Source organism: Mycobacterium sp. E802 (assembly GCF_001666875.1).
Classification (GTDB): Bacteria; Actinomycetota; Actinomycetes; order Mycobacteriales; family Mycobacteriaceae; genus Mycobacterium.
This window is the reverse complement of sequence record NZ_LZJD01000177.1, coordinates 87,940-94,225: the sequence shown is the minus strand read 5'-3', so window position 1 is coordinate 94,225 and position 6,286 is coordinate 87,940. Positions and strand designations below refer to the sequence as shown.

Below are 6,286 nucleotides of genomic sequence, written 5' to 3'. Positions count from 1 at the left end.
CATCGTTGCCGATGAAACCCGGACGCGCGGGAACGATGACACACGACTACAAACGCAACGGCACCATCGATCTGTTCGCGGCGATGAATGTTGCTACCGGTGAGGTATTGACCGACCTGCGCAAGGGGCATACCGGCGCTGACGTGTTGCGGTTCTTCAAACAGATCGATGCCAGCGTTCCGCGTGGTCTCGGTGTACATGTCGTGCTGGACAACTTGTCGGCGCACTCCACCCCTGAGATCGCGAAGTGGTTGGCGCACAAGGATCGTCGTCGGTGGCACCTGCATTACACCCCGACCTCGAGTTCGTGGGTAAACCTGGTGGAACGCTGGTTCAAAGAACTCACCGACAAACGACTGCGTCGTGGTGTTTTCACCAGCGTCGCTGAACTCACCGAAGCCATCACCGCATGGGCCGCGCACTGGAACGCTGACCCCAAGCCCTTCATCTGGAAAGCCACCGCCGAGGACATCATCGCCAAAGTCCAACGCGGCAGAGCCACTCTTAACCAGATCAAATCGCAGACGGACCACTAGTAGCGACAATCGAGCGACAATCGCCACATCGGTATCGTGACGTCTCACCAATCCCATTGTCGCTCGGCGATTTTGACCCTCGCGCACCATTGGCCTCATGAACATCAGCTGTCCAGTGCCCGCATGCGAGCGACTCTGTCGCTGATAGTTGAGCAACCCAAAATCCGTGGCGGATGGGACTTTTGGTGCTTCAGTGACGTGAGTAGTGAATAGCTGTGTGACGAACGGTGCCCATGATGCTCACGCGCCGATTGTCGCTGAGTTGTCGCGCATAGGCGGGCACCTCGCCACCCACTTGCGTTACGCGACGCAAAAAGGCCAACCCGGCCGGTTACCCAGGGAATTCGATCGCGCACGCGAGGCCGGGCGCCTGGGCCAGTCGGACATCGAGGGTCACCAAAGGTGCATCGATGGCTTCGGCCAATGCGACGTAACCGGCATCGTGGCTGGACAGGTTGTCTCGCGGTTCCCAGATGCGCTGCGCCAGAGCCTGGTACGGCCAATAATTCACAGGCAGGCTGAGTGGGTCGGCATAAGCTACGGGCGGCTAAGGGTCCAACGATGCCCGCGAACCAACCCGCCGGGCACTGGCGGCCATCCCTACAGCGCCCGCCACCAGGGCGGACAACCACACCAGGTGCGCGACGATCATCAACGCGCGGTGCGGGGACGACGGAGACGAACCGCCCACCCGGTGCACGCTCACCTCGCCGCCGGATTCACGCACCACCCAGCCCACCCCGGCCTCGGCCAACTGCTGGTCGGTGGCGCCGGACAGCACCAGGTCCTGCACGGCCCGCGCTCGTGCCCCCTCCCCGGGCACGGTCTGGCCGCCGATGGACAGATCACCAGTCTGGAACACCTCGGCACGAACCCAGCGGGGCAGTGGGTCGAGCACCGGAGCGCTTCCGGCCCAAGGGAATTCGCGCATGCTGTCCGGAGGCAACGCGACCACGGGCCGGGGATCGGCGTTGATCTGGGCTGCCGCGGCGGCCCAACTCGCGGGATAGTGCACGGCGCGCATCTGATTGCCCACGCCCCACGCCAGATCCGGCAACACCGCGATCAACACCGCGCAGCACACCGCGGCCGCGGCGGCAGCCGGTACCCGCAATCGACTCAACGTCACCGGGGCGGCAGCAGCAGGCAGCACGTAACCCGGCATGGCCAGGGCCACCCACTTCTGCCCGTCCCGCACCACACCGAGACCGGGAACGGCCCGCACCACCGCCTCGACGAACGCCAGTCCGGGCCCGGTGGCCATCGCGGCCGGGATCAGCACTGCGGCGGCCGCCAAGATCAGCAGTGGCACAGCCGACCGGTTACGAATCACCACAGGCAGACCGAGCGCCACGATACCGAGCAAGGCAACCGTCGCCACGATCGCGAAAACCGTTGTGCGCGATCCGGGTACCGCTTCACCGTTCCAGATCCCGCCCAGGCCGGCCAGGCTGCCCACGGTGGCCAGACCGGGTTCGGCCCGGGCGGCGAACGCCTGCACCCCGGCCGCCGAGTCCGGCGACGACACGGCTCCGCCCACCACCGCTGCCACCAACCACGGCGTCGCGGCCAGTACCGCCGCACCCAATCCGAGACCAGCTGCCCGCAGCCGTGGCCAACCGGCCCCCGGCGCCGCGACACACACCAGCGCGACCGTGGCGGCCAACATCAGACCCGTCGGCGTCAACCCGGCCAACGCGATCCAGAACACCACGCCCCAGACGGGCCCCCAGCCCGCACCGGCGCGGAGCTTGACCACCGATACCGCCACCCACGGCATCGCGCCGTAGCCGACCAACAGACTCCAGTGGCCCTGCAGCAATCGTTCGGCCACATACGGATTCCAGATCGCCAGCGTCGCAGCGATGAACTGGCCTGCCGAACCGGCGTCCAGCACGGTGGAGGCCAGTCGCGCCGCACCCCAGCCGGCCAGCCACAGGCCGGCCACCAGAAGGACCTTCACGACCACGCCACCGTCCAGCACGGTCGAGGTGACCGCGACGAGGAAGTCCTGGGGTAGGGCCCGGGGTGCGGCCTCGGTCAGTCCCAGCGCCGCATCGGTCAGATATGACCGCGGGGTGGAGACGGCGTCGCGCAAAAGCAGGTAACCGGGTCCCAGCAGGGGCCCGGTTACCAGTAACGACAGTGCCAGCGAGTAGGCCGGCAGCAGTGCGGAGCGCAGACGCAGATCTATCGGTCCGGCGGTAGATCTGATGGGCGTTGCGCAGGCAGCTTCTCGGTCTTGGCCTCGGCGCCGGGGACCTGGAAGCCCTGGGTGTCGAAGAAGCCGTGATCGGCGGTGTCGAGCCCCGGATCGATCAGCGTGGACTCGGCGCGCACCGCGAACGAACCCACCACGGCACCGCCGACAAGGGCCAGCAGGCCCAGCGCGGTGAATGTGATCGGCAGGATCCGGGTCCACAACGCCACCCGGTCGCGCTCGTCTTGAGCGGCGGCAACCTGGGATTCCACGGTCTCCTCGTTGTACGTCACCTTGTAGTCGACGTAGGTCACCTCTGGCTTGAGCGCATCGCGTGCGTAGTACTGGTATCCGTGGTCCTCGGCCTTGACGATGGTGCCGGACACCGGATCGACCCAGAAGGTGCGCTGTGCGGCGTAGAAGCGGTCCATCGTGATCCGCTCGTCCGGCTCGCCAGGGACACCCCACATGGCAGCGCTCGCGGTGACCGAACTGTCCGCGTCGTCCTCGTAGAGCGAGGAGTACTTGACCGGCTCGGCCAGCTTGCCGTCGGCGTCGTAGCCGACGTTCTGGATGAACCGGTAGGTGGTCAAGCCGTTGATGTCTTCTTCACCGTCGTAGTTCGCATCGAACGGCTTCTGCGCGATCGGATCGAAGAACGGGTAGGTCTTCTTCTCCGTGTCGAACGGGAATCGGTAGCTCAGGCCCTCGTGCGGCAACGCGATGTTCGTCGGCGGCTTCTCGTCCTCGATCGCCCGCGGCTTCTGCAGCGCGCCGCCCGGGTTGTTGTCGCTGGACACCGCCAGTGCGGTGCTGCGGTTCATCGTGACGGTGTCGACCATCGCCAACAGCAGGCCGGAGTCCTTCTGGCGATCGGTGCGCCGCAGCGAACTGCCCACCTGCAGCGTCACCACTTCGGCGTTCGACGGCGACTCCACGCTGACCTGCTGTTGCAGGGCGACCGGCACGTTGCGGTCCACGGAGAACTTCTCGGCGGTCAATGATTCCGGATCGAACGCGGTCGCGGTTCCGTCGCTGACCAGGCTGGTATCCAGGTTGAGCGGGATCTTCGCGATCTTGCCCTTGGTATAGGTGGTGAGCAACAGTGCGGCGATGAGCAGGGCTGCACCGAGCCCCATCAGTCCGCATGCCGCGATACGCAGCGCCACTGCGCGGTTCAAACCGGGCCTCCTTCAGTGTGGGCCAACTCGTCGTGAGGCAAACCCGTTCGACCCTAACAGCACTATTTAAGGCCATTACTTACTCCGGCGGCACCCCACCGGTGCATTGACCCGCAGTTTGGCGGGGTTGTCGGGGCGCGGCACACTGGTCGCCGTGGCCACCGGAGGATCGGACCGGGACACCGGTACGGAACCGGTCGGCGGGACACGCAGCTTCCTGCCGGCTGTCGAAGGCATGCGCGCCTGCGCGGCCATGGGCGTGGTGCTCACCCACGTCGCCTTCCAGACCGGGCACACCACCGGGGTGAGCGGCCGGTTCTTCGGCCGGTTCGACCTCGCCGTGGCGGTGTTCTTCGCGCTGTCGGGCTTTCTGCTGTGGCGTGGCCACGCCGCCGCTGCCCGGGGATTGCGGCCGCGTCCCCGCACCGGTCACTACCTGCGCTCCCGCGTCGTGCGCATCATGCCCGGCTACGTGGTGGCCGTCGTGGTGATCATCCTGCTGCTTCCCGAGGCCAAGGCCGATCTGACGGTGTGGCTGGCCAACCTCACGTTGACGCAGATCTACGTGCCGCTGACGCTGACGGCGGGACTGACCCAGATGTGGAGCCTGTCGGTCGAGGTCAGCTTCTATCTGGCCCTGCCGGTGCTGGCCCTGCTGGCGCGACGGCTCCCGGTGCGGGCGCGCATCGGCGTGATCATCGCGGTGGCGGCGCTGAGCCTGCTGTGGGTGCGCATCCCGTTCGACGGGACGACGGGCCTCAACCCGTGGAACTGGCCGCCGGCGTTCTTCTCGTGGTTCGCCGCCGGCATGGTCTTGGCCGAGCTGACGGTGAGCCCGTTCGGTTGGGTGCACCGCCTGGCTCGACGGCGGGTGCTCATGGCCGTCATCGCCGCGGTGGCGTTCGCGATCGCGGCGTCCCCGCTGGCGGGGTTGGAGGGCCTGCGACCCGGTTCGGTCGAACAGGTGACGCTCAAGACCGCGATGGGCGCGATCGTCGCAGGTGCGCTGCTGGCGCCGCTGGTGCTCGATCATCCCGACACCCGGCACCGGATTCTGGGCAATCGGGTGATGGTCACGCTGGGCCGTTGGTCTTACGGACTGTTCGTCTGGCACCTGGCGGCTCTGGCGATGGTGTTCCCGATGATCGGCGAGTTCTTGTTCAACGGGCAGATGCTGATCGTGCTGGTGTTGACGCTCGTGTTCGGCTTCGCGTTGGCCGCGGTGAGCTACGCGCTGGTGGAGTCGCCGTGTCGAGAGGCATTGCGGCGCTGGGAGTATCGCCACGAGCGCCCCGTCCCACCGCTGGACAGCTCGATCACCGGCGAGCCCGAACCCGCACCGGCGGCGCGCTGAGCAGGTCAGTACCCACCCTGGCGCGCGAAGATCCGGCGCGGGTTGTCCACCAACATCGTGTCGATCTGTTCCTCGCTGACCCCACGGTCACGCAGTGCGGGCAGCACGTCGTCGTGGATGTGCAGGTAATGGCTGTTGGGCAGGGCCGCTTTGGTCTTCTCGTCGGGCAGCGCATCGAAGTAGCACCAGGTGTCGTGGGAGAGCACCATCTTGTCGGCATGACCGCGCCGGCACATCGCCGCGACGGTGGCGACCCGCTCCTCGAACGGTAGGAAGACATCCACCCCGAACCGGTCCATGCCGATGTAGGAGCCGTTGGCGATCAGCTCCTCGAGGTAGCCGATGTCGGTGGTGTCGCCGCAATGGCCGATCACCACCCGGGACAGGTCGACGCCCTCCTCGGCGAAGATGCGCTGTTGCTCCAGGCCGCGGCGGGTGGCGGCGTGGGTATGGGTGGAGATCGGCGCGCCGGTATGCCGGTGGGCCTGGGCGACGGCCCGCAAGACCCGTTCCACACCGGGGGTGACACCGGGTTCGTCGGTGGCGCACTTGAGGATTGCCGCCTTGATACCGGTATCGGCAATGCCCCCTTCGATGTCGCGGACGAACATCTCGGTCATCGGGTCGACCCCGCCCGCCGCGGGCGCGTTGAAGTGGAAGGTCAGGGGCAGATCGTTGTAGGTGTAGAAGCCGGTGGCGACGACGATGTTGAGGTCGGTGGCCTCGGCGATCCGGGCGATGCGCGGAATGTAGCGGCCCAGTCCGATCACCGTGAGGTCGACGATGGTGTCGATGCCACGGGATTTGAGTTCGGTGAGCCGCGCGATGGCATCGCCTTCCCGGCTGGCGTCGTCACCCCAGGACTCCGGATAGTTCTGGGTCATCTCGGCCGACATGATGAAGACGTGCTCGTGCATGAGCGTGGTCCCGAGGTCGGCAACGTCGATGGCACCACGCGCGGTGTTCACAGTCGGCACAGTCGGAGATGCTAGGCCGAATTCGCCACTGCGTACCG

Annotated in this window: 6 protein-coding genes; 2 read left to right on the top strand and 4 right to left on the bottom strand. The window is 66.6% G+C overall.

Annotation, left to right across the window (positions count from 1 at the left end; all coding sequences use genetic code 11):
• On the top strand, positions 1 to 536 hold a 536-nt coding region (locus A5699_RS25805), incomplete at its 5' end, for an IS630 family transposase (RefSeq protein WP_157561452.1).
• A gap of 331 nt (positions 537 to 867) precedes the next feature.
• Here the strand turns inward: A5699_RS25805 and A5699_RS25800 are convergent.
• Genes A5699_RS25800 through A5699_RS25790 form a run of 3 tightly spaced genes read right to left on the bottom strand, consistent with a single transcriptional unit; the run spans position 868 to position 3,917 of the window.
• Positions 868 to 1,047: a hypothetical protein gene (locus A5699_RS25800; RefSeq protein WP_197508393.1), complete on the bottom strand. Its 180-nt coding sequence runs from the start codon at positions 1,045 to 1,047 to the stop codon at positions 868 to 870.
• Between the two features lie 36 nt (positions 1,048 to 1,083).
• On the bottom strand, positions 1,084 to 2,706 hold the full coding sequence (locus A5699_RS25795; RefSeq protein WP_197508397.1) for a hypothetical protein: 1,623 nt from the start codon (positions 2,704 to 2,706) through the stop codon (positions 1,084 to 1,086).
• 20 nt (positions 2,707 to 2,726) lie between these two features.
• Entirely contained in the window at positions 2,727 to 3,917 is a 1,191-nt protein-coding gene (locus A5699_RS25790) for a DUF3068 domain-containing protein (protein WP_067775911.1), read from the bottom strand.
• A 235-nt stretch (positions 3,918 to 4,152) separates the two neighbouring features.
• On the opposite strand from A5699_RS25790, the gene A5699_RS25785 reads away from it, so the two are divergent.
• The gene (locus A5699_RS25785) at positions 4,153 to 5,271 is read left to right on the top strand and encodes an acyltransferase (protein WP_231965831.1); all 1,119 of its coding nucleotides are present in this window, start codon (positions 4,153 to 4,155) and stop codon (positions 5,269 to 5,271) included.
• 5 nt (positions 5,272 to 5,276) lie between these two features.
• On the opposite strand, the gene A5699_RS25780 is transcribed toward A5699_RS25785, so the two are convergent.
• Positions 5,277 to 6,248: a phosphotriesterase gene (locus tag A5699_RS25780; protein ID WP_067775905.1), complete on the bottom strand. Its 972-nt coding sequence runs from the start codon at positions 6,246 to 6,248 to the stop codon at positions 5,277 to 5,279.
• Positions 6,249 to 6,286: the final 38 nt, after the last annotated feature.